General features: G+C 73.9%; 17 protein-coding genes. 7 read left to right on the forward strand and 10 right to left on the reverse strand.

All coding sequences use genetic code 11. The features are described from left to right. On the reverse strand, positions 1 to 1,250 hold a 1,250-nt coding region (locus ACWEPF_RS33165; protein ID WP_452175501.1), incomplete at its 3' end, for a putative Ig domain-containing protein. 238 nt (positions 1,251 to 1,488) lie between these two features. Between ACWEPF_RS33165 and ACWEPF_RS33170 the strand changes: the two genes are divergently transcribed. From ACWEPF_RS33170 to ACWEPF_RS33180, 3 genes are all read left to right on the forward strand, one after another. After that, positions 1,489 to 2,073: a cysteine hydrolase family protein gene (locus ACWEPF_RS33170; protein ID WP_452175502.1), complete on the forward strand. Its 585-nt coding sequence runs from the start codon at positions 1,489 to 1,491 to the stop codon at positions 2,071 to 2,073. Beyond that, the gene (locus tag ACWEPF_RS33175) at positions 2,070 to 2,990 is read left to right on the forward strand and encodes a GlxA family transcriptional regulator (RefSeq protein WP_452175503.1); all 921 of its coding nucleotides are present in this window, start codon (positions 2,070 to 2,072) and stop codon (positions 2,988 to 2,990) included. The genes ACWEPF_RS33170 and ACWEPF_RS33175 overlap by 4 nt, the downstream gene beginning before the upstream one ends. 126 nt (positions 2,991 to 3,116) lie before the next feature. Continuing rightward, positions 3,117 to 6,518: a hypothetical protein gene (locus ACWEPF_RS33180; protein ID WP_452175504.1), complete on the forward strand. Its 3,402-nt coding sequence runs from the start codon at positions 3,117 to 3,119 to the stop codon at positions 6,516 to 6,518. Between the two features lie 7 nt (positions 6,519 to 6,525). On the opposite strand, the gene ACWEPF_RS33185 is transcribed toward ACWEPF_RS33180, so the two are convergent. Beyond that, entirely contained in the window at positions 6,526 to 6,834 is a 309-nt protein-coding gene (locus ACWEPF_RS33185; protein ID WP_452175505.1) for a hypothetical protein, read from the reverse strand. A gap of 93 nt (positions 6,835 to 6,927) precedes the next feature. Here ACWEPF_RS33185 and ACWEPF_RS33190 point away from each other — a divergent pair, with 93 nt between their 5' ends. Together ACWEPF_RS33190 and ACWEPF_RS33195 are read left to right on the forward strand one after the other, a co-directional pair. Continuing rightward, positions 6,928 to 7,542: a TetR/AcrR family transcriptional regulator gene (locus tag ACWEPF_RS33190; protein ID WP_452175506.1), complete on the forward strand. Its 615-nt coding sequence runs from the start codon at positions 6,928 to 6,930 to the stop codon at positions 7,540 to 7,542. After that, positions 7,539 to 8,456 (forward strand): SDR family oxidoreductase, encoded by a 918-nt coding sequence (locus ACWEPF_RS33195; protein WP_452175507.1) that lies wholly within the window; start codon positions 7,539 to 7,541, stop codon positions 8,454 to 8,456. Before ACWEPF_RS33190 ends, ACWEPF_RS33195 begins: the two co-directional genes overlap by 4 nt. 221 nt (positions 8,457 to 8,677) lie before the next feature. On the opposite strand, the gene ACWEPF_RS33200 is transcribed toward ACWEPF_RS33195, so the two are convergent. From ACWEPF_RS33200 to ACWEPF_RS33210, 3 genes are all read right to left on the reverse strand, one after another. Beyond that, the gene (locus tag ACWEPF_RS33200) at positions 8,678 to 9,343 is read right to left on the reverse strand and encodes a hypothetical protein (protein ID WP_452175527.1); all 666 of its coding nucleotides are present in this window, start codon (positions 9,341 to 9,343) and stop codon (positions 8,678 to 8,680) included. 214 nt (positions 9,344 to 9,557) lie between these two features. After that, on the reverse strand, positions 9,558 to 9,806 hold the full coding sequence (locus tag ACWEPF_RS33205; protein ID WP_452175508.1) for a hypothetical protein: 249 nt from the start codon (positions 9,804 to 9,806) through the stop codon (positions 9,558 to 9,560). Between the two features lie 20 nt (positions 9,807 to 9,826). Further along, on the reverse strand, positions 9,827 to 10,312 hold the full coding sequence (locus ACWEPF_RS33210) for a YfbM family protein (RefSeq protein ID WP_452175509.1): 486 nt from the start codon (positions 10,310 to 10,312) through the stop codon (positions 9,827 to 9,829). A 74-nt stretch (positions 10,313 to 10,386) separates the two neighbouring features. Here ACWEPF_RS33210 and ACWEPF_RS33215 point away from each other — a divergent pair, with 74 nt between their 5' ends. Next, positions 10,387 to 10,716, forward strand: coding sequence for a hypothetical protein (locus ACWEPF_RS33215; RefSeq protein WP_452175510.1), 330 nt, complete (start codon positions 10,387 to 10,389; stop codon positions 10,714 to 10,716). Positions 10,717 to 10,787: 71 nt separating this feature from the next. Here the strand turns inward: ACWEPF_RS33215 and ACWEPF_RS33220 are convergent, their stop codons facing one another. Continuing rightward, entirely contained in the window at positions 10,788 to 11,417 is a 630-nt protein-coding gene (locus tag ACWEPF_RS33220; RefSeq protein ID WP_452175511.1) for an MBL fold metallo-hydrolase, read from the reverse strand. Beyond that, on the reverse strand, positions 11,417 to 12,502 hold the full coding sequence (locus ACWEPF_RS33225) for an S-(hydroxymethyl)mycothiol dehydrogenase (RefSeq protein ID WP_452175512.1): 1,086 nt from the start codon (positions 12,500 to 12,502) through the stop codon (positions 11,417 to 11,419). Before ACWEPF_RS33225 ends, ACWEPF_RS33220 begins: the two co-directional genes overlap by 1 nt. A 220-nt stretch (positions 12,503 to 12,722) precedes the next feature. On the opposite strand from ACWEPF_RS33225, the gene ACWEPF_RS33230 reads away from it, so the two are divergent. Further along, on the forward strand, positions 12,723 to 15,839 hold the full coding sequence (locus ACWEPF_RS33230; protein ID WP_452175513.1) for an AfsR/SARP family transcriptional regulator: 3,117 nt from the start codon (positions 12,723 to 12,725) through the stop codon (positions 15,837 to 15,839). 48 nt (positions 15,840 to 15,887) lie between these two features. On the opposite strand, the gene lnt is transcribed toward ACWEPF_RS33230, so the two are convergent. From lnt to ACWEPF_RS33245, 3 genes are all read right to left on the reverse strand, one after another. Then, positions 15,888 to 17,522, reverse strand: coding sequence for an apolipoprotein N-acyltransferase (gene lnt, locus ACWEPF_RS33235; protein WP_452175514.1), 1,635 nt, complete (start codon positions 17,520 to 17,522; stop codon positions 15,888 to 15,890). A 106-nt stretch (positions 17,523 to 17,628) separates the two neighbouring features. Then, positions 17,629 to 18,660, reverse strand: coding sequence for a cation diffusion facilitator family transporter (locus ACWEPF_RS33240; RefSeq protein WP_452175515.1), 1,032 nt, complete (start codon positions 18,658 to 18,660; stop codon positions 17,629 to 17,631). Positions 18,661 to 19,067: 407 nt separating this feature from the next. Beyond that, a complete protein-coding gene (locus ACWEPF_RS33245; RefSeq protein WP_452175516.1) occupies positions 19,068 to 21,140 on the reverse strand; it encodes a cytochrome P450 in 2,073 nt (690 codons plus the stop codon). Positions 21,141 to 21,181 lie beyond the last annotated feature (41 nt).

Raw genomic sequence — 21,181 nt, forward strand, 5'->3', positions numbered from 1 at the left:
CTGTCGGTGTGCGAGGAGCCGTAGCCGTTCAGCCAGGCCTTGTAGGAGCCGGTGCGGGCGGGCTTGCTGGTGCCGCTGTCGATCACGCCCGAGGTGATGGTCCAGCTGGTGTTGCCGGACTCGAAGCCCGCGTTGCCGAGCAGCTGCGCCGGGGTGCAGGTGCCGCCGCCACCGCCGTTGACGGTCCAGGAGAAGCTGGTGGAGCCGGTGCGGTTGCCCGCGTCCTTGGCGGTCACGGTGACGTTGGAGCTGCCGGCCGTGGTGACGGTGCCGGTGATCCGGCCGGAGGAGGAGATGGTCAGGCCGGCCGGCAGGCCGGTGGCCGAGAAGGTCAGCGGGGCGGTGCCGCCGGTCGCGCTGATCTGGAGGTCCACGGCACCGTTCAGGGCGGTGGTCTGGTTGCCCGGGTTGGTGACGGTCGGGGAGGTCCCGGCCGGCTTGGTGAGCAGGCAGCCGCTGACGCTCAGGTCGATGGCGCGGTTGGTGCCCAGGCAGGTGGTGAACCAGTACACCTCCTGGCCGTAGCTCTGGCCCTTGGTGGCGGTGGTGGTGCCGTCCGCGTTCACCTCGCAGGGGTTGTTCAGGGTGCACATGGCGCCGTCGTCGTTGCCGGTGTTGTTGATGCCGACCACCTGCTTGCTGGTGGCGTCGACGATCGGCGAGCCCGAGGTGCCGTGCGTGGTGTTGCAGCCCGCGCTGTAGCGGATCGAGTCCTGCCAGGTCCACTGGTCCTCGCGCAGGGTGCCCACGAAGCCGTTGATCGAGCAGTTCCAGGTCTGCTTCCAGTAACCCGACGGTATGAACATCGACGAACCGTTGACCGGGTGCGTGTCGGCGATCGTCAGCGCGGTGGCGCCGAACTTGGAGGTGATCGACGCGAAGGTGTCGGTCAGCTGGTAGAGCGCCACGTCGGTGCCGGTCATGGTCGCGTACAGGACCTTGTCGGCGTTCACGGTGCCGAGGGAGCCGCCGGAGGCGTTGAGCAGGGTGCCGGAGCGGCTGGCCGTCTGGTTCTGGATCACCTGGCCGGCCGAGGGCATGCTCGGCAGGCAGTGGCCGTTGGTCAGCATCAGCGCGCGGTCGGTGGACACCGAGGAGGGGTAACGCACCAGCGAGGCCGAGCAGTTGCTCAGGGCGATCGTGGAGGTCAGGTCGCCCGCCTGCACGGCCTGGGCCGGCGTGACGGCCGAGGTCAGCAGGCCCGCGACGATCGCGGCCGTGCCGAGCCCGGCGGTAAGTCCCTTGAACATGGGTCTCCTTGTGGGGGAACGCCGAGCGCACGAACGGATGCGCACACTCAGGCCGCTGAAAAATGCCATGCCCGCCTCAATGCGTCAACACCCCCGGCAGGGCTGGTCGTTGGGGTCATGAACCGGAGTGATCTCGTCCGAATCACGCTCCGGATGCCGCCCACCGATGACCGGATCGTTCCGCATCCGGCCCCGATGGTGTCTTCAGCCGGCGCTCCCCGGCGGCCAGGATGGAGGCATGACCAACGCACTGATCGTCATCGACGTCCAGGAGTCCTTCCGGCAGCGCGAGGACTGGGCCGCCGTCTCCGACCCGGAGATCGTCTCCAAGGTGGAGCGGCTGGTGGACCACGCCCGCGCCCAGGGCGACCTGGTGGTCTGGGTCCTGCACGCCGACCCGGATACCGGCACCGTCTTCGACCCCGCCAACGGCTTCGTCCGCCTGATCGACGGCCTGGCCCCCGCCTCCGGCGAGCCCACGCTCGTGAAGACCAGCCACAACGCCTTCACCACCACCAACCTCCAGCAGCTCCTCACCCTCCAGGGCATCCGGGACCTGACGGTCTGCGGCATCCGCACCGAGCAGTGCTGCGAGACCACCACCAGGGTCGCCGCCGACCTCGGCTACGAGGTCACCTTCGTCGTCGACGCGACCGCGACCCACCCGATCGCCCACCGCGACGCCCCCGCCGACCGCACCCTGGCCGAGGTGCTGGCCGACCCGCGTACGCTGTCCACCGAGGAGATCATCGCCCGCACCGAGTACGCCCTCGCAGGCCGCTTCGCGCGGGTCACCACCGTGAAGGAGCTGACCGGATCGTGACGCTGGTGGTCTTCCTGCTCGTCCCCGGCCTGCACCTGCTGGACCTCGCCGGCCCCGCTCAGGTGTTCTCCACCGCGGCCGACTTCGGCCTTGGCTACCGGACCGGGTACGTGGCCGAGCGGGAAGACGTGTCCAGCGCCCAGGGCCTCGCCCTGCGCGCCTCCACCGAGTGGCCCGCCCTCGCGGCGGGCGACCTGGTGGTGGTGCCCGGCTGGCACTCCGCCTCGCTCTCGGTCGAGGTGCCGCTGCGCCGGGCCACCCTGGACCGCCTGACGGCCCATCACGCGGCGGGCGGCACCGTCGCCAGCGTCTGCGCGGGCGCCGACGCCCTCGGCCGGGCCGGCCTGCTGGACGGCCGCCGCTGCACCACCCACCACGAGCTCCAGGAGGAGCTCGCCCACCGTTACCCGGCCACCACGGTGGTGCGCGACGTCCTCTACGTTGAGGACGACCGGGTGATCACCTCGGCCGGCATCGCGAGCGGGATCGACCTCGCCCTTCACCTGCTGGCCGTCCGCCACGGCCCCGCCGCGGCGGCCCGGGTCGCCCGCGACATGGTCGTCTACGCCCGCCGCAACGGCGACGAACCCCAGGCCAGCGCCGTCCTGCGCCATCGCTCCCACCTCAGCGACTCCGTCCACCGCGTCCAGGACCAGATCGACGCCGGCTTCGCCGACCGCCTCACCCTCACCGACCTCGCCACCACCGCCGGCCTCAGCGAACGCACCCTCACCCGCCGCTTCACCCAGGCCACCGGCCTCACCCCGCTCCGCTACCAGCAGGAGCTCCGGGTGGAACGCGCCGAACACCTCATCACCCAGGGCGCCACGGTGGAGGCGGCGGCCCGCGAGGTCGGCTTCCAGGACGCCCGCATGCTCCGGCGCCTGCGCGCGCGGACGGTGTCCACCGCCGACTGACGGGTCCGAGAGGGCTGACGGGGCTGACGGGGCTGACGGGGCTGACGGGGCGTCATCCGGGTCGGCGCCGCCACTACGATTGACCGACCGGTGGACGGCAACGGCAGTGACGGAGGGCGCCGGAGAATGCGCGAGCGCGGCGGGCACGCGGTCAAGGGCTCCGGCAGTGCGACGGCCTCGGGTCAGTCCTCCGTGGCCAACAGCGGGGTCATCAACGGCGACGTGCACGTCGGCATCCGGGTCCCCGCGCCGTCCGGCTACCTGCACCAGGTAGGCGATATCGCGGCGGCCGAGTTCAGGGGGCGGGAGGCGGAGCTGGCCGAGCTGGCGGCGTTCTGCACGGCCGAGGCGGTGGCCTCCTCCTACTGGAGGTGGTTGGCGCCCGCCTGGGCCGGAAAGTCCGCGCTGTTGGCGCAGTTGGTGCTGGATCCCCCGCCCGGCGTCGACATCGTCTCGTTCTTCATCACCTCCCGCATGGCCTCGCAGAACGACGCGGCCGCCTTCTGTGCGGTGGTCCAACGGCAGCTGTACGAGCTGCTGGGCGAGGAGGAACCGCTCACCACCCCCTACACCCGGGACGAGCAGCTGCGGCTCGCGATCGACCGGGCGGCGCGGCGGTGCGCGGAGCGCGGGCGGCGGCTGGTCCTGGTGGTGGACGGCCTGGACGAGGACCGCGGCGTGACGGCGGGTCCGGAAAGCCACAGCATCGCCGCACTGTTCCCCAGGGTTCCCGCGCACGGCATGCGGATCGTGGTGGCCGGCCGCCCGCACCCGCCGGTGCCCGAAGACGTCGGCCAGGCCCACCCGCTCCGCTCGACCGAGATCGACCACTGGCTCGCACCGTCACCCCACGCGCAGGCCGTGCGGTCGCTGGCCGAACGGGACCTGATGCGACTGCTCGACGGGGGCGGCCTCGGCCGGGAGCTCGTAGGGCTGACGGTGGCGGCGGGCGGTGGGCTGACCGCAGCGGACCTGGCCGCGCTGACGGGTAGTCGCCCGCGCCTCGTCGAGCGTGAACTCTCCGCCGTGGACGGGCGGAGCTTCCGGCGCCGCTCGGCCACCTGGCGCGCCGACGGGCCCGACGCCTACCTGCTGGCGCACGAGGAGATCCAGCGGAGTGCGGCCGAGCTCGTCATGCCGACGGAGCTGAAGGCCCATCAGGAGCGTCTGCACGCCTGGGCCGAGACGTACCGGGAGGCGGGGTGGCGGGAGGAGACGCCCGAGTACCTGCTGCGCGGCTACGCCCAGCTGCTCCAGGAGGTGGGAGGGAGTCGGCGGCTGGCACGGCTGGTGTGCGACCCGGCCCGGCACGAGCGGCTCTGGCAGCTGACCGGATCCGACTTCCACGGGCTGGGCGAACTGTCCGCCGCCATGGATCTGACGCTGGCCGAGGGGCACCGGACCGGGCGCCACGACGTGGGCACCGCGATGGCTGTCGCGGTGGCGCGCGATCGGCTGCACGGCCGGATGGTCAACCTGCCGAACCGGCTGATCGCCCTGTGGGCGCGGCTCGGCGACGCGGACCGCGCAGTCGGCCTGGCCCGGTCACAACGGGGCGTGGTGGAGCGGCCGTTCGCCTTCGCGGCAGCGGCGGAGCAGCTCGCGGCCGGTGGTCACCTGAGCCACGCGGTCGGTCTGGCCGACGCGGCCGGCGATCCGGAGGACCGGGCTCGGGTCCTCACCGCGATCGTGCTGGGCCTCGCCGAGGCCGGGCGGTACGGCGACGCCCTGCGGTTCGCCCTGGAGATGCCCGCAGGGAAGGAGAGGGCAGAGGCCTTGCTAGGGGCGCTGAAGGCGCTCGTGGCAGCAGACGGCGGCGGGGGAGCCGCCGACGTCGTGACCGTCGAGCCGTATGCCGCCGCGGCCCTTGAAGCCGTGGACGACGCGACCGATGTGATGGCCCAGGCCGAACACCGGTGTGCATTGGCGGTCGTGCTCCGCAGGATGGGTGAGGTCGAGAGGGCGACGGAGCTGGTGAACGGGGTCCTCGCCACCGCGTACGCGAGGGACTGGGCCTCCGGTCGCGCACACGTCCTCGCGATCGTCGCACGGGAGATCTCGTCGGATCCGGTTCTCGGAGCGCTCGGCCGGGAGACGGCGGTCGCCATGGCCGAGCTGTTCGAGACGGTGACCGAGCCGGAGCAGATGGAGTGGCTCTTCGCCGACGTCGCACCGGCGTTGGTGGCGGCCGGGCGCGCCGACCTGGCGCTGCTGCTCGCCGACCGCTTTCCCGCCGACGAAGCGGAGCGAGGGTGGGCCAGGGCGCTCGTCGGGTGCGCGGTCGCGGCCGATGGGGACCTGGCCGCCGCCCTCGGGCTGGCGGAGCACCTCGATGACCCGCGCGACGCCGTGGCGGTGCTCAACGCCGCCGGCGCCGTGCTGGGAGCTGCCGGAGCCACCGAGGAGTGCGGGGCGCTGGCGGAGATGACGCTGGACGCGGTGGACGAGTGGGTCCCGCCGAGGGACCGGGTGGAGCTGTTGGTCGGTACTGCCGACTTCCTGTGCACGGCCGGGCTTGTCCAGGAGGCCCGCTCGGTGGCGGCGGCTGCGACGAGCCTTGCCAGGGACTCCGTCGTCTCTCGTGGCAGTGTCGAGGAGCTCTCCGTCCTCGCCCGGGTGCTGGGCGGGGCCGGCCATCACGACCTCGGGCGCCGCGTGCTCCGCCGGGCTGCCGGACTCGCCGACGAGGCGGCGGCCGGTCTCGGTCGTGCGATGGACCTGGCCCACGTACTCGGAGGGTCGTATGCCGTTCAGAGCGAGGGCGAGTCCGAGCGGATGCTGGAGAGCCTGACCGAGGAGGTCGGGAGCCTCCGGCTCGTGGACCGGCCCAGCGCCTTGGCGGCCATGGCCGAGGCACTCGGAGGAGTGGGGAGATTCGGCGAGGCGTACGAACTGGCTCGTCAGCTCGGAGAGTTGGCGGAGGCCGGTGACTCGCTGTACCGGAGGGGCTGGGACCGGTACAGCGCGGCGCGTGCCTACCTGGCGGCAGGGGATGTCGATTCGGCGCTGGCCCTGAGCGAGGACCTGCCGTTGGACGCAATTCCCGAACTCCTCTCGGCCGTGGTCGAGAAGCTGGTGGACTCGGGCGAGCTGGCGCGAGCGGCGGCGGTGACCGACGCCATCGGCGACGCGATGGAGTACGAACGGAGCCTCGGGTACCTGGCCGGGGGGCTGGCGGCGGCGGGCGACTTCGGTCAGGCCGTGCAGCGGCTGGCCGAGATCGACTCCCCGGTCATGTGTGACCGGGCGAAGCCCCTGGTCGCCCGTGGCATGGCGCGGGCCGGCCAGCCCGAGGCGGCCTTGGCGGTCGCCGAGAGCGTCACGGACCTGGAGCGCCGGGGCAAGTCCCTGGCCTCCGTCGCCGAGGCGTGGGGGACTGGTGAACGCGGGCGGGCCCTGCTGGTCGAGGCGCTGGCCCTCGGGCCGTGGGAGCAGGTGCTCCCGGAGCTAGCGAAGGTGGCCCCGGAGTGCCTGCCGCTCCTGGCGGACCTCGTCCTGGCGGACGGAGAGCACGCGCAGTCAGGTTGACGGGGAGTCAGCGGCCTCGGGTTCGGAGGAGGAGCGCGACGCCGAGCGCCGCGGCCGCGCCGGTGGCGAGGGCGGCCCGGTCGGAGCGCCAGGAGAGCACCGAGCAGCGGGAGCGGGCGGAGAGCAGGGAGCCGGCGCTCAGCCAGGAGGCGGCGGAGAAGGCGGACAGGGAGGAGCCGGCCGAACCGATCGAGAGGAAGCTGCCGACGGAGCCGACGGAGAGAACCGAGCCGACCGAGCCGATCGACAGGACGGAGCCCACCGATCCGATCGACAGGGCCGAGTTGCGGGAGTGCAGCGAGCGGAAGTTGGCCATGGGGTCACCGTATCCAAGGGTGCGGCCGGTTTGCGGGGCGTACGCGCGGCTGCTTTAATAAACGAACGTTCATTTACTAATCGGGGAGTACGGATGACCGGTCGACCCAGAGGCATCCCGGACGAGGTGATCCTGCGGGCCGCCACCGAGGTGATCGGGCGCGGCGGACCGTCCGGGCTGACGCTCGCGGCCGTGGCGCGGGAGGTCGGGCTGGCGCCGGCCACCTTGGTGCAGCGCTTCGGCTCGAAGGCGGGGCTGCTGGCCGCCTTGGCGCGGCACTCCGCGGCCGAGGCGGCCGCCCGGCCGGAGCGGGTGCGGGCGGAGCACGGCGACCTGCTGGGCGCGTTGGCCGCCCTGGTCGCCGACTGGACGGCGCCGATGGACACCCCCGAGCGCTTCGCCAACCACCTGGCGATGCTCTGCGCCGACCTCGCCGACCCCGAGCTGCACGCGCACGCCCGTACCGCCCACCTGGCCCAACTCGGCGCCGTGGAAGCCCTGCTGACCGAGGCGCGGCTCGCGGGCGAGCTGCGCGAGGGCACCGACCCCCGAGCACTCGCCGGATCGGTCCAGGCGGTGACGGCCGGCGCCGGGCTGGTCTGGGCGGTCGAACGCGACGGCCCGTTGGCCGAGCGGCTGGCGCGCGAACTGCGCACCCTGGTCAGCCCGTACCTCACCACCGAACCCCGTACTCAGGAGGACACATGAGCAGCAGCGAACAGCGCCCGCTGGCGGGCAAGGTCGCCCTGGTGGCCGGTGGCACCCGCGGCGGCGGCCGCGGCATCGCCGTCGAACTCGGCGCGGCCGGTGCCACGGTGTACGTCACCGGGCGGAGCAGTGCGGGCGGCGGACGTTCGGAGCTGGACCGGCCGGAGACGATCGAGGCGACCGCCGAACTGGTCACCGCCGCCGGCGGGCTGGGCATCCCGGTCCGGGTCGACCACGCCGACTCCGCGTCGGTCCGCGCGCTGGTCGAACGGATCGCCGCCGAGCAGGACGGGCGGCTGGACGTGCTGGTCAACTCGGTCTGGGGCGGTGACCCGCTCACCGACTGGGAACACCCGCTCTGGGAGCAGGACTTGGACACCGGGTTGCGCCTGCTGCGGCAGGCGGTCGAGACCCACGTGATCACCAGCCGCCACGCCCTCCCGCTGATGGTCGCGCGCGGCAGCGGCCTGGTGGTCGAGGTCACCGACGGGAACACCGCCCGCTACCGGGGCTCCTTCTTCTACGACCTCGCCAAGTCCTCCGTCATCCGCCTCGCCGTCGCCCAGGCCGCCGAGCTCAAGCCGCACGGCGTCGCTGCGGTGGCGCTCACCCCCGGGTTCCTGCGCTCCGAGGCCCTGCTGGAGCACTTCGGCGTCACCGAGGAGAACTGGCGCGACGCCGTCGCCAAGGACCCGAACTTCGCCCACTCCGAAACCCCGGCCTACCTCGGCCGCGCCGTGGCGGCCCTCGCCGCCGACCCGGACGTGATGGCCAAGTCCGGCCGGGCGCTGGCCACCTGGGGCCTGTACCGCGAGTACGGCTTCACCGACGCCGACGGCACGCAGCCGGACTTCGCCGCCCACTGGGCCGCCGAACTGGAGCCGGAGTACGGCCCGTTGGGGATTCCTCTCTAGAGGTTGTCCCGTGACTGGTAGCTCGCCGCCGTGTTGGTCACGGCACGGGTCGGCTGATCCGGGCGGGTGATCCGAGCTGGATCGAGCCGTTCTCGGGGCCGGGCGAGTCGCAGTTCAGCCGGTAGGTGGTCATCAGATGTGGGGGTGCCGGAGGTGCTCGCGGGATGCCTGCGGATGCCGAGGTCGGGGAGGCTGCCACCGGGGATCCCCGCTCGCGGTGGTCAGCCCCCGCCGGTGAGGCCGTGGCGGTCGAGGCCGCGGTAGACGTGAGCCTCGAGGCACTGCGGGGCGTCCAGGCTGACGGCCTCGCCCCGGTAGAGGGCGATGAGCGAGTCCTTGCCCCGCCACCAGGAGTCGGTGAGGCCCTGTACTTCGGGTACTGGTACGTAGCCCTTGAGGTCCACGGCGTCGACGGCCCCGCCGGTGATCCGGGTGACGGTCTTGGCCCAGCGGCGCGCGTGGGCTGCCAGTGCCAGCGACTCCACCCAGCCTTCGGTGCTGGCGTGCAGTGGCGTCCAACGGTAGCCGTGGATGCCGAACTCGCCGTCAGGGCCGAGCAGGAATCCATAGGCCGTGGAGCAGCGGGAGTCCCCGGCCGGGATCCACCAGCCCTCGGTGGCCGAGCCCTCCGGAACGTCAGCGCCCAGGATGCGGGGCCCGCTCTCGTAGAACGGTGCCGGGGGCAGCGCGAGACCGCCCCATCGCGCCTCGTAGGCCACCGCGCGATCGATCTCCGCGGTCGGGACGCCGTGCTCGGTCCAGGAGTCGCGGTACCGTTCGAGGTCCTGTCGGGAGACCTGGACGCCCTCCGTCTCGACGAACCTCCGGGCCCGCGGGGTCAGACCGGTCGGCGAGACCGGGACGGGCGATGCGGGAGTGGCTGCCATCATGGCGCCGGACTCTACTGGCCAGGCTGCGGCTGTCGGTACTTGTATTCGGGGCAGGGCTTCGGCGTGGTTGGTTGATGTCCGGTTGGTGGTCAGGCGAGGTCGAAGAGTGCAGGTGGCCGTCGGGGGTCGCGGGCGTTGCGTCGCAGTGGCGCTGTGATTCGCCTGCAGCATCATCTGCCAGGTGATGCTGAAACCAAGCAGGTCCGGGGCGTTAGTGGTCGATCCGGTGGGCGGGGACCGCAGGGCACGGTGACGGTATCGGGTCGGCCGTCGTGCCAGGCGAAGCGGAGAAGGTGGCCGGCTGGCCGGGGGAGAAGCAGGGAACGACCCACAGGCGCGCGGTCCGATCGGTGCCCGCAGTGGCGAGCCGCCGCCCGTCCGGACTGAAGGCGACGTCCCGCAGCGCGCCCTCGGGCCAACGCCCACGAATGCGATTACGATCTACGACCTTGCTGGTCAAGGCGTATGACGATCTGACGGTCAGTCGATCCAGACCAGGACGGCGTGGCCGGCGGAGGCAGCGGTGCGGAAGAAGTCGACCAGTGGGGTGAAGGCCTCCCGGGCCCAGTCCAGTGACGCGGTGTCGTCGATCTGCGGGTAGATCTCGGTGGCGTCCAGTTCGGCCTGGACCACGTCCGCGATCAGCTCGTCGTAGCTCAGCCGCCCCAGCCCCTCGGCGGCCGACCGCACCTGAGCGACGGTCAGGTGGCGCGGCGGCCCGTAGCCCCAGTCCTCGGCCCCGGGCATCGACTCCTCGCCGTGCACCACGTCCACCGGGAAGCCCGAGCGCTTCAGCAGGAACCCGAGCAGGTCCCAGGCGCGGTCGGTGCTGAAGAACCGTCCCCCGTCCTCCTCCGCGCTCCGGTCCTGGGCCTCGTCGGCGAAGTCCCAGGCCCACTCCGGGTCCTCCAGGGCCCGGGCCAGCTCCTCCGGGGTGACGCGCAGGTACTCGCCGTTCATGCTCATGCGCGGCAGCCTACGGAACGGCTCCGACAGGAACACCCGCTGATCGTGCCGCGTGGATCTGGGAGACTCGGGCGGTGGAGCACTTCTCGACGAACCCCGGCAGCATGAAGGGCCCGGTGTCGCTCGTGGACGACCAGGGCACGCGGTGGGTGCTCCATCGCAAGGGCCTGGACCTGCGGGTCGTCCGACGGCTGATCAGGGATGCGGCGGTGTCCGTCGTCTGGGGCGACATGGGTGGCCTCGTCCCCTTGCAGGTCGCCGACGCCGAGCGCCCCGAGGTCTGGGAGCGGATCAAGCGCGAGTACTTCGGCCCCGGCGGCATCGGTTCCTACGGCCGCTACCTGGCCCACGAGTTCCGTGCCGAGCCGAGCCGCCGCCTGCTCTACATCGAGAACTACTGCTGATCCGGACGGCGGACGCGGCGCCGGGGGAACGGCCGGGCCGCTCGCCCGGCGCCGCGTCAGGGGGCGAAGGGTCAGTGACCCCGGGCGATCCAGTCCGCGAGGTGCGGGGCTTCGTCGCCGATGGTGCTGGTGTCGCCGTGGCCGGTGCGGACCACCGTCTCCGGGGGCAGCTTGAGGAGGCTGTCCGTGATGGAGTCGATGATGGTGGGGAAGTCCGAGAAGGACCGGCCGGTGGCGCCGGGACCGCCCGCGAAGAGGGTGTCGCCGGTGAAGACGGTCCCGAGCTCCGGAGCGTGCAGGCAGACGGCGCCGGGGGCGTGGCCCGGGGTGTGCAGGACCGTCAGGTCGGTGCCCGCGACGGAGAGCACCTGACCGTCGGTCAGGTCGCCGTCGGGGGAGCGGTCGGGGTGGGTGAGGCGCCAGAGCGGGAGGTCCGCCGGGTGGAGGAGGATCGGGGCGCCGGTGCGGTCGGCGAGGGCGGGGGCCGCGCCGACGTGGTCGTCGTGGGCGTGGGTGCAGACGATGGCCACCAGCCGGCGGTCGCCGACCGCGGCCGCGATGGCCTCGGCGTCGTGGGCGGCGTCGATCACCAGCACCTCCCGGTCGTCGCCGACCAGCCAGACGTTGTTGTCGACCTCCCAGGTGCCGCCGTCGAGTGAGAAGGTCCCGGCGGTCACCAGGCGTTCGATGCGCGCGGTCATCAGAAGACCACCACCGAACGCAGCACCTCGCCGCGGTGCATCCGGTCGAAGGCGCCCTCGACGCCGTCGAGCGGGATGGTCTCGCTGACGAAGGCGTCCAGGTCCAGCCGGCCCTGGAGGTAGAGGTCGACCAGCAGCGGGAAGTCCCGCTCCGGCAGGCAGTCGCCGTACCAGCTGGACTTGAGCGCCCCGCCGCGGCCGAACACGTCGAGCAGCGGCAGTTCGAGCTGCATCTCCGGCGTGGGCACGCCGACCAGGACCACGGTTCCCGCCAGGTCGCGGGCGTAGAAGGCCTGCTTGTACGTCTCGGGGCGGCCGACCGCGTCGATCACCACGTCCGCGCCGAAGCCGCCGGTCAGCTCGCGGATCGCCTCCACGGCGTCCGTCGAACGGGAGTTGACGGTGTGGGTGGCGCCCAGGCCCTTGGCCAGCTCCAGCTTGCGGTCGTCGATGTCCACCGCGATGATCCGGGACGCCCCGGCCAGCTGCGAGCCGGCCACCGCCGCGCCGCCCACCCCGCCGCAGCCGATCACCGCGACGGTGTCGCCGCGGCCGACCGCGCCGGTGTTGACCGCCGCGCCGAGCCCGGCCATCACGCCGCAGCCGAGCAGGCCGGCGGCGGCCGGGGAGGCGGCCGGGTCCACCTTGGTGCACTGCCCGGCGGCCACAAGGGTCTTCTCGGCGAACGCGCCGATGCCCAGGGCGGGGGAGAGCTCGGTGCCGTCCAGCAGCGTCATCTTCTGCTTGGCGTTGTGGGTGGCGAAGCAGTACCACGGGCGACCGCGCTTGCAGGCGCGACAGTGGCCGCAGACCGCACGCCAGTTGAGCACCACGAAGTCACCCGGGGCCACCTCGGTGACGCCCTCGCCGACCGACTCGACGACGCCCGCCGCCTCGTGCCCGAGCAGGTACGGGAATTCGTCGCCGATCCCGCCCTCCCGGTAGTGCAGGTCGGTGTGGCAGACCCCGCAGGCCTGGATCTTCACCACCGCCTCGCCCGGCCCCGGGTCCGGCACCACGATGGTCTCCAACCGGACCGGCTCACCCTTGGCGCGCGCGATGACGCCCTGCACCTGCTGCGGCATGCTCTGTGTCTCCTTACGACGGACGAGCGACAAGCACCGCCAGCCTACGCAGCCGCGCCGTCCGGCGCCGGGATTGAGGTGGTCACACGGGGGAGGGCGGAGCGGGCCGATGTCGGGAAGTCTGTTCGAGCCCTTCGCGTCCCGTGCCGACGGAGTGTCACGATGCGGAGTTGGCAGGGCGAACCGGAGCGGAGCGTACCGGAAGGGACGGTGGGGCCCGATGGGTGAGCGACCGGCTTTCGGAGTGCTGGGGCCGTTGGAGATCCGGTTCGGCGGAGCCGGGCTGCGGGTCGGCGGGCCGATCCCGGCCCGGGTGCTGACCATGCTGCTGCTGTCGCCGGGACGGATGGTGCCCGTCAGCCGGCTGGTGGCCGCCGCGTGGGAGGAGGACCCGCCCGCGACCGCCGCGCACCAGATCCGCAAGGCCGTGGCCGAGCTGCGCCAGCGGATCCCCGACGGCCCCGCGCTGCTGCTCACCGACGGCCCCGGCTACCAGGCCCAGGTCGGGCAGGAGCAGTTGGACCTGAGCATGTTCACCCACCTGCTGCGGCAGGCCCGCGAGGCGCTCGACGGTGAACGGCTCCCGGAGGCGGCCGAGCGGCTGCGCGGGGCGCTGGCCCTCTGGCGCGGCCCGGTGATGGCGGGGCACGGCGGCTCGGTGATCGCGGCCGCCTCGGCCGTCCTGGAGGAGCGGCGGCTGGCCGCCGTGGGGCAGCTGCTCGACCTGCGGCTCTCGCTCGGCGAGTCCGAGCAACTGGTCGGTGAATTAAGGGAGTTGTGTGCGGAGCATCCGCTGCGCGAGACCTTTCGCGGGCACCTGATGCTGGCCCTGCACCGCTCCGGCAGACGGGCCGAGGCCCTGGCCGAGTACGCGGCCACCCGGGCCCTGCTGGTCGAGGAGCTCGGCGTCGAGCCGGGGCAGCAGCTGAGCCGCCTGCACCAGTCCATCCTGCGCGGAAGCCCCGAAGTGTCCGGCGACCGGAGGCCGGTGGAGCCCGCTCCGGCCTCTCCGTCGCAGCCCCCGCGGTCGTCCGCTGCGGCCGGAGCTCCCGCCGTCGCGGCCGCGCCCGTGCTTCCGGCCCCGTGCACCCTGCCGTACGACCTGGCCGACTTCACCGGCCGGGAGGCCGAACTCGCCAGGCTGACCGAGGGGTTGGGGCCGGCCGAAGGGGTGGTGCGGACCGACGGTGCCGTGCGCATCCTCACTGTGGACGGCATGGGCGGCAGCGGAAAGACCGCCCTGGTGGTGCGGGCCGCCCACCGGCTGGCTCCGTCCTTCCCCGACGGTCAGTTCTACTCCGACCTGCGCGGCTTCAGCCCCGGTGAACGGCCCTGCGACCCGGCGGCGGTGCTCGGCACCCTGCTGCGCTGCCTCGGAATCCCCGGCGAGCAGCTGCCGGAGGGCGTGGCCGCCCGCTCCGCGCTCTGGCGCTCCGCCCTGACGGGCCGTCGGGTGCTGCTGGTGCTGGACAACGCCGCCGACGCCGCCCAGGTGCGCCCGCTGCTCCCCGCCTCGGCCGGCTGCCGGGTCCTGGTCGCCAGCCGTCGGCGCCTGGTCGGCCTGGACGGATCCGACGCGGTCTCCCTCGGCCTGCTCACCCCCGGCCAGAGCGCCGGGCTGCTCGCGGCCGCCCTCGGCGCCGACCGAACCGGCCAGGACCCGGACGCGGTCGGCGAACTGGCCGAGCGCTGCGGGCACCTGCCGCTCGCCCTGCGGATCGCCGCCGCCCGGCTGCGCAACCGTCCGCTGTGGAGCGTCCGGCACCTGGCCGACCGCCTGGCCGACGAGTCCCGGCGCCTGGACGAGCTCCGCTCCGGGGACCGCAGCGTGGAGGTCGCCGTCCGGCTCTCCTACGAGGTGATGGAGGAGGGCCACCGGCGCGCCCTCCGCCTGCTCGGCCGCTGCCCGGGCGGCGGGATCGACGTCCACGGTGCGGCCGCGCTGTTCGGCCTCGGGCCGCACCAGGCGGAGGACCTGCTGGAGCAGCTGATGGACAGCCACCTGGTCGAGCAGCACGAGCTCGGCCGGTACGCGCTGCACGACCTGGTGCGGCAGTTCGCCCGGCGGCTGGCGGAGCAGGACGGGCCGGTGTCCGCGCCCGAGGAGGAGGCCGCCGTGGTACGGCTGCTGGACTACTACGTGGCCGCCACCGACGCCGCCTGCCGCGCCCGCCACCCCGGGCAGGTGCCGGTCCGCCCGGGGGAGGACGCCGTCGTCGCCCACCTTCCCGACCTGGCCGGCCCCGACGAGGCGGAGGAGTTCCTCGACCGGGAGCAGAACTCGCTGGTGCTGGCGGCGGAACAGGCGCTCCGGCTCGGCCTGAGCCGGCACGCCGCCCGACTGGCCCGCAACCTGCTCGTCCACCTCGACGCCCGCGGCCGCCACGGCGACCACCACCTGGTGGCCGGTCTGGCGGTCGAGGCGGCCCGGAACTCCGGCGACCGCCACGGGCTGCGCGCGGGTCTGTGCGACCTGGCCGCCGTGCTCTGGAGGCTCGGCCGCTTCGCCGAGGGCGAGCGGGTCTCCACCGAGGCCCTGCGGCTGGCCGGCGAACTCGGCGAGCCGGAGGGCGAGGCGGCGGCGCTGCACCTCCTCGCGCTCGTGCACAGCGGCGAGGGACGGCTGACGGAGGCGCTCACCGGCCTGGAGCGCTCCGTCCGGCTCTACGGCGAACTCGCCGCGACGGGCCGTCAGGAACGGCGGGAGCACCGGGAACGGCAGGAACGGCTCGCCTGCTGCACCCTCAGCACGGTGCGGCTCTGGCTCGGCGACCACCCCGGGGCCGTGGCCGCCGCCGAGCGGGCCGTCCGGCTCGGCCGCGGCTTCGGCCCCGACGGCGAGGAGGTCACCGCCCTCACCGACCTGGCCCTGGCCCGGCTGGCCGGCGGCGAACTCGCCGCCGCCCGGCAGGCGGTGGACCGCGCACTGGAGCGCGGCGACGAACGCCACCGCCCCGAGAACCTCGCCCTCGCCCACGCCGTCGCCGCCGACGTCCACCAGCGCCTCGGCCGCACCGCCCACGCGGCCGCATGCGCCGAGCGCGCCGCGCGGCTGATCCGCGAACACGGCGCCGACGTCCGCCGCACCACCGTGGAGAACCTCCTCGGCGCGGTCGAACGCCGCAGCGGCTCCCCCCGCCGCGCCCTCGCCCTCCACCGCAGCGCCCTCACCCGTGCCGAATCCATCGGTCACCGCCTGGAAGCCGCCACCGCCCGCGCCGGCCTCGCCGCCGCCTGGCGCGCCCTCGGCGAACCCGCCCGGGCCACGGCCCAACTCCGCATCGCCAACGCCCTCTTCGACACCATGTCCGTCCCCGAACGCCGCCGCGCCGCCTGAGCGGGCGTTCAGGTTCTGCGGCTGATGTCAGTGGTCAGAGGGAAGAGGTCACTGGTCGGAGTCCGGTGCCCCGTTCGCCGGGCGGGGCCGGCGGCCGGTGGCGAGGGTGCGGCGCAGGGGCGGGAGGAGGAGGGCGCCGGCCGCGAGGGCGGTGAGGAGGGCCTCGGGCCAGGGGCCGAGGTGGGCGGCGGGGGTCGTGGTGGTGCGGAGGGGGAGGGCGGCGACGAGGTAGGACTGCTGCCAGGGGGAGGTGCGGGCGGTGGTGCGGCCGTCGGGGGTGATGGTGGCGCTGATGCCGGTGGTGGAGGCGAGGACCACGGAGCGGTCGTGTTCGACGGCGCGGACCCGGGCGATGGCCAGTTGCTGGAGGGGTTCGCCGAGGGAGCCGTCGCGCATGTAGGTGGCGTTGTTGGTCTGGACGGCGAGGAGGTTGGCGCCCGCCCGGACCGCGTCGCGGACCTGGGAGTCGTAGCCGACCTCGTAGCAGATGGAGTCGGCGAGGGTGACGGGGCCGACCCGGAAGACGGCGGGGCCGGTGCCCGGGACGAAGTCACGGGGGATCAGCTGGAGGTCGCCGAGGCCGCCGATGGTGTCGCGCAGCGGGATGTACTCGCCGAAGGGCACCAGGTGCTGCTTGGCGTACCACTCGCCCGGGCCGCTGACGGGGCGCCAGAGCAGGCCGGCGTTGCGGATCCGGCCGTCCGGGCCGTCGAGGATGGCACCGACCAGGACCGGGACGCCGAGACGGTCGACGGCGCGGCCGATCTGGCCGGAGAGCAGGCGGTCCGGGCGGGGGTCGGTGTCGGTGGAGTTCTCGGGCCAGACCACCAGGTCCGGGGTGGGGAGGCGGCCGGAGCGGACCTCCTCGGCGAGCCGGTCGGTGGCCGCGACGTGATTGGCCGTCACCTGCCGGACCCGGGCCTGCTCGGCGAGGGTGCGCTCGCGCGGGACGTTGCCCTGGACGGCGGCCACCGTGGCGCTCGGGCCGCCGGTGGCGGAGGGCAGCAGTAGGAGTCCGGAGAGTGCGGTCGCCACGGTGGCGGCGGAGCCGACGGCCCGGCGCAGCAGGCCGCGGCCCCGGCCCCGGGCGGTGAGCAGCAGGGCCAGGCAGGCCGCCGTGAACGCGAGCAGCCCGCCGAGGCCGGGGGCGCCGAGGACCGAGACCCAGCCCAGGGTCGGCGCGTCGGCCTGGCTGAAGGCCAGCCGCCCCCAGGGGAACCCGCCGAGCGGGAAGCGGGAGCGCACCGCCTCGGCCGCCACCCACCAGCAGGCCACCCAGAACGGGGCGCCGCGCAGCCGCCACAGCGCGGGCAGCCCGATGGCGAGCAGCCCCCAGAGCAGCGCCTGGGCCAGCGTCAGGCCGATCCAGGGGGCGGCGCCCAGGTTGCGCAGCCAGAGCAGCATCGGCCCGAAGAAGGCGAGCCCGTACGCGGTGCCGGCCAGGAAGGCCGTCCGGGCCCGGACGCCGCGGACGGCCGCGAGCAGCAGCGCGGGGCCCAGCACCGCGAGCGGCCACAGGCCGAGGGGAGGGAAGGCGGCGGCGGTGAGCAGGCCGCCGAGCGGCGCGAGGAGCAGTCGGAGCCGGGCCGCTCCCGGGAGGCCGGGGAGGAGGCGCCGGCCGGGCCGCGAGGAGGGCCGGGCCGGCGTGTGCTCGGTGGCGGGTGTGGCCGTGGCGGTGGTCATGGTGCGGGGTGCTCCTCGCGCGTCGGGGCGGGCAGGTGCCGCCCGCCGGGCACGCGGTGGTCAGGTCCTGCTGCGCCGTGACGCAGCATCGCACGTGGACGACCGGTCAGTGCTCGTGGGGTCCGTCGTGGTGGACGGGGCCGTGCGGCTCGGCGCAGTGGCCGGCGGCCGGGCCGGGCGCCGCGGCGGTCAGGCTGAGCACCCGCTGGGGAGCGTGGTCGACCTGGAGGGTGGTGTGGGTGATGCCGTGGTCGTGGGCGAGCTCGTGCTCCAGGTCGCGGCGGACGGCGTGGCAGTCCTGGTCCGGGGCGACCAACACGTGGGCGGAGAGGGCCGGTTGGCCCGAGGTGATGGCCCAGACGTGGAGGTCGTGCACCTCGCTGACCCCGTGGTGGGAGGCGAGCGCGTCGCCGATCCGGTCCGGTTCCACCCCGGCCGGAGCGGCCTCCAGGAAGATCCGGCCGGACTCGCGCAGCAGGCCCCAGCCCGCCTTGAACATCAGCGCGACCACGATCAGGGTCACGATCGAGTCGGCCCGGGCCCAGCCGGTGGTGAGCACGATGACGCCGGACACGGCGGTGGCGATGAAGCCGTAGAGGTCGTTGAGGATGTGCTGGTAGGCGCCCTCGACGTTGAGCGAGCTCCGGTTGGCCTTGGAGATGCACCAGGCGGCGGCGATGTTGACCACGATGCCCGCCAGCGCGGTGACGACGACCAGACCGCCCTCGACCTCGGGCGGGCTGATCAGACGCGAGACCGCCTCGTAGGCGAGCCAGGCGCCGAGCAGGATCAGCGTCAGCCCGTTGATCTGGGCGGAGAGGATCTCGGCCCGCTTGAGCCCGTAGGTGAAGCCGCCCCGGGCAGGCCGGGCCGCGAGCCGCATGGCCACCAGGGCCAGCACGATGGAGAAGGCGTCGGTGAGCATGTGCGCGGCGTCCGACAGCAGGGCGAGCGAGCCGGACACCACGCCTATGACGGTCTCGACCGCCAGGAAGACGGTGATCAGGGCGAGCGCGATGCCGAGCCAGCGACGGTCCGCGTCGGCGGAGACCCCGTGCGAGTGGCCGCCGTGGCCGCCGTGCCCGCCGTGGCCGCCGGCGTGGCCGTGGCTGTGGTCGTGCTCATGACCCTTCGTCATGTCCGTGCCCCCTCGTGCTCGTGTTCGGTGTGCGCGGTCGGAGGAAGTGAAACCTACCCCTGGGGGGTTGTGCAAAGGCTGCGCTGATGACGGTTTTCACCTCCGTTAAGACGCCCCTGACCTGCGAAGATGCGGGAGTTCGTGCAAGGTGCGGGTGTGCGCGTCCGGAGGCCCGGCGGAGGGGGATGGGCGGCGCGGGCGAACGGCTGCCGGGCCGCCGCCGGTCCGTGAACGCCGACGGCCTGGCGGGTGCTCCCCGTGCCAGTAGGGGAGCCGACCGCCAGGCCGTCGTCGTCAGGAACGCTTCGGTCTCCACGATCCGCCGGGCCCGGGGCCCTGTCATCAGCCCCGTCGACGCTCTGTCAGGTCCGGTCAGGTCACGGTCGGCACGACGTCAGGTCGCGGGATCAGCTCAGCCGCAGCGGCAGGCGGCGCAGGCCGTTGACCACGATGGAGTCCAGGTACTCGGGCTCCCCGGCCAGTTCGACCGACTCCACCTGGGCGCAGAACTCGCGCAGCACCGCGAGGATCTCCAGCTTGGCCAGCTGGGTGCCGACGCAGTAGTGCGGACCGGCGCCGAGCGCCAGGTGGCGGTTCGGGGTGCGCCGCAGGTCGAAGGTGTCGGGGGAGTCGAACTGCGCCCCGTCCCGGGCCGCGGAGGTGAGCCAGCAGACCACCAGCTCGCCGGCCCGGACGGTCTGCCCGCCGACGAGGACGTCCCGGGTGGCCCGGCGCAGCAGGTGGGTGGCGCTGGAGGTCCAGCGCAGGATCTCCTCCACGGCGGCCGGGGCCAGGGCGTCGAAGTCGGCGCGCAGCGCGGCCCACTGCTCGGGGTGCTCCAACAGGGCGAGCATCCCGCCGGACATCGCCAGCCGGACGTTCTCGGTGCCGCCGACCAGCAGGTTGTCGCAGTTGAGCACCACGTCCTCCAGGGGCAGCGGTTCGCCGTCCAGCCGGAGCGTGGCCAGGGTGCTGACCAGGTCGTCACCGGGCTCGGCCCGGCGCTGCTCCACCAGGTCGGTGAAGTAGTCGAGGATCTGGAGGTGGGCGAGGCTGCGCTCCTCGGCGCTGCCGGCGCAGAACGCGTCGGTGGACCAGGTGACGATCGAGGGCCGGTCCTCGTCCGGGATGTCGAGGAAGGCGCAGACCACGTCCAGCGGGACGCGGGCGGCGACCTCGGTGACGAAGTCGGCCTGCCCGGCGGCGAGCGCCGCGCCGACGGCGGCCCTGGCCGAGACGTCCAGGAAGCCGCCCAGCGTGCGCAGGTGGCGCGGGGCGAAGCGGTCGGCGATGGCGCCGCGCAGCAGGGAGTGGCGGGGCGGGTCGGAGAGGGCCAGGGTGCGGCCGCTGCCCGGGTCCTGGCCCTGTGCCAGCGGGCGGAGCAGGATGCCGGAGGCGGAGCTGAAGGTCTCCGCGTCGCGCAGCACCTCGCGGATGTCCTCGTACCGGGTGAGCGACCAGAAGCCGGGGAAGAGGCCGGGCTCGTGCCAGCGCACCGGCTCCTGCTCGCGCATCCGGGCCCAGGTCTCGTACGGGTTGCCCTGACGGTAGGTCAGGCCGTCGGTGAGCGCGTCCGGTCCCACCGTGGCCGGTGCGAGCGCGGCCGGTCCGATTGCGGCGGCCCCGAAGCCCATCGGGCAGCCCGAGGCGGCGGGGGAGGCGGGGGAGGCGGGGGAGGCGGTTGAAGACACGCGCGGGAAGGCGCTTTCCCGGGCCGCCACGCCGAGTGCGCCCGCGAGCAGGGCGACCGGGGGAGCGGTGCGCAGGTAGAAGTGGCCGCCCTCGGCGGTGACGGTGGAGAAGCGGCCGGAGGTGTGCTCGCGCCAGGCGGACTGGCCGGCCCGGATGCCGGGCACGTCGTCCCGGCCGGAGACGGCGACGACCCGGGCGCGGACGGTGCGGCCGACGTGCTCGCGGTAGTGGGCGACCAGCCGCAGGTCCTCCTTGATGTAGCCGAGCAGCAGCTCCAGCAGTTCGGCGTCCTCGCGGATCTCCGGGCTGAGCGGCTCGTAGCCCTCCAGGTAGGCGAGCACGTCCTCGGTGGAGCTGAACGGCACCGGCGGGCGCAGCCCGGGGGCGGCGGCCGAGGAGACCACCAGCAGCGGCACCGGCACGCCGGCCGACTCCAGCCGCCGGGTGACCTCGAAGGCCAGGTAGGCGCCCATGCTGTGGCCGAAGAGCACCGAGTAGCGGACCGGGCCGGCCAGCACCTCGGCGGCGATCTGCTCGGCCAGCTCGGTGAGGGCGGCCGGGGCCGGGTCGGCGATCCGGTCCTCGCGGCCCGGGTACTGGACGGCGTGCACCCGGACGCCCTCGAAGAGGGACTGCCAGGGCCGGAAGAAGGAGGCGGAGCCTCCGGCGTGCGGGAAGCAGAGCACGGCCGGGGCGCCGACCTCGGCCGTGGCCTCGACAGTGGCCTCGGCGGTGGTGTCGGGGGTGATCCGCCGAACGGCGCGGGTGGGGGAGGTGGTTGACGTCACGTCTGGCCCATCGGTAGCGCGGAAGGGGAGGTGGGCGCCCG

It is taken from the genome of Kitasatospora sp. NPDC004289, assembly GCF_053602875.1.